Here is a 2,183-nt window from a genome sequence, read left to right as displayed (position 1 = left end):
CTCGAAGGCGGTCTCGATCGCGACGACTGGGCCGGGGTGGCGCAACGGCTCGGCGCCGACGGCGGCCCGAAGGACTCGACCGGCAACCGCCTTGCGCGGGCGGCCCTCAGCACCGGCGCGGCTGCGCTCGAAACCTATCTCGACGTGTTCCTGACCAAGACCCGGACGCCGCGCGAAACCCGCTACCTCGTCCAGGCGCTCCGCAAGGCCGAGCCGGACCTCTGCGAGGCGCTCGACCGCGAGCGCGACCGGCTGGTGGCGGCGCTCGACGCCCGGCGGGCGGCCGAAACCTTCGAACGCACGCTGGCGCTCGTCACCGTGGCCAAGGGCGTGCTCGACGGCTACGAGGCGGCCAAGCGCCGCCGCGGCCTGCTCGACTTCGACGACCTCGTCGAACGCACCCGCACGCTGCTCGGGCGCACCAGCGCCGCCTGGGTGCTGTACAAGCTCGATGCCGGCATCGACCACGTGCTGGTCGACGAGGCGCAGGACACCTCGCCGACGCAGTGGCAGATCCTCGCCACCCTGACGGGCGACTTCTTCAGCGGCGCCGGTGCCAGCGAGCGCATCCGCACCGTCTTTGCGGTGGGTGACGAAAAGCAGTCGATCTATTCGTTCCAGGGGGCCGAACCGGCGCAATTCGCGCTGCAACGCGCGGCCTTCGGTCGGGCGGCCGAGCGCGGCGGGGCGCGCTTCGAGGCCGTGACGCTGAACCTGTCGTTCCGCTCCACCCGCGCCGTGTTGGAAACCGTCGATGCCGTCTTCGCAGCGGGCGACCATGCGCAAGGCTTGTCGGAACCCGGCCTCCAGCCACCGCCTCATGAAGCCTTGCGCAGCCGCACGCCGGGCCTTGTCGAACTCTGGCCGCTCGTCGGCCCGACGCCACAGCCCGATCCGGTCGACTGGCGCCTGCCGCTCGACCAGCCGGACCCGCAATCGCCGCCCGTGACGCTGGCGCGCCGCATCGCGGACCGCATCCACGCCATGCTGGCACCGAGCTCGACCGAAACCGTCGAGGACCGCGGCAGCGGCGGCCGCCGTCGAATCGCGCCCGGCGACGTGCTGATCCTGGTGCGCAGCCGCAACGCCGTGTTCGATGCCGTAATCCGCGCCCTGAAGGACCGGCATGTACCGGTTGCGGGCGCCGACCGGCTGCAGCTGACCGAGCACATCGCCGTGATGGACCTGATGGCGGCCGGCCGCGCGGCGCTGCTGCCCGACGACGACCTGAGCGTCGCGAGCGTGCTGAAATCGCCGTTGATCGGGCTCGACGACGATGACCTGATCGCCCTGGCGCCCGAACGCCGCGGCAGCCTGCTGCTGGCGCTCGGCGGCTCGCCGTTGCCGGCCCATAGGGCGGCCTTCGAGACCCTGCAGGCCTGGCGGGCCCGGGCCGCCACCGAGACGCCGTTCGGCTTCTACGCGCGGCTGCTCGGGCCCGAGGGCGGTCGCCGCGCCATGCTGGCGCGGCTCGGCCAGGAAGCCGGCGACGCCGTCGACGAGTTCGTGGCGCTGACGCTCGCCCATGAGCGCGACGGGCCACCCTCGCTGACGCGCTTCCTGGCCGGGCTCGAGGGGCAGGACCTGTCGGTGAAGCGCGACATGGAAGCCTCCGGCGATGCCGTGCGAGTGATGACCGTGCATGCCGCCAAAGGCCTCGAAGCCAAGATCGTCTTTCTGCCCGACACCTGCGGCGCCCCCACGGGGCGGCACGACCCGGCGCTGTTCGGGCTCGCGGACGGCGACACGCCCTTGCTGGCCTGGTCGCCGAAACGCGACCGCGACCCGGGGCCGGTGGCGGACGCCCGGCAGGCCTTGCGCCAAGCCGCCGCCGAGGAACACCGCCGCCTGCTGTATGTGGCGCTGACCCGGGCCGAGGAACGGCTCTACATCGCCGGCTTCCATGGGCCGGCTGGCCCGGCCGAAGGCTGCTGGTATGGCATGGTGGCGGCGAGCGAACTCGGGCTCAGCGAGGTCCCCGCCTTCTGGGACGCCGAGGCGACCTTGCTGCGCCGCGCCGACCCTGGCCTGGAGGCCGCGTTGCCGACGCGCGTGGCGCCCGAAACCGCCGTGATCCTGCCGGCCTGGGTCACGACGGTGCCGGCGCGCGAGATCAGCTACGCGCCGCCCGTGCGCCCGTCGAACGCACTCGACGCCGCCGACCAGGCCGGGCGGCGCGTAGC

General features: G+C 73.2%; 1 protein-coding gene. It reads left to right on the top strand.

Going from position 1 to position 2,183, the window contains the following annotated elements:
• Positions 1-2,183, top strand: a 2,183-nt coding sequence (locus tag P7D22_RS22905; RefSeq protein ID WP_319936553.1) for a UvrD-helicase domain-containing protein, incomplete at both ends; no start/stop codon positions are given.

The organism is Lichenihabitans sp. Uapishka_5 (genome assembly GCF_033947565.1).
GTDB lineage: Bacteria > Pseudomonadota > Alphaproteobacteria > Rhizobiales > Beijerinckiaceae > Lichenihabitans.
This window is presented reverse-complemented; position numbering and strand designations above follow the sequence as displayed.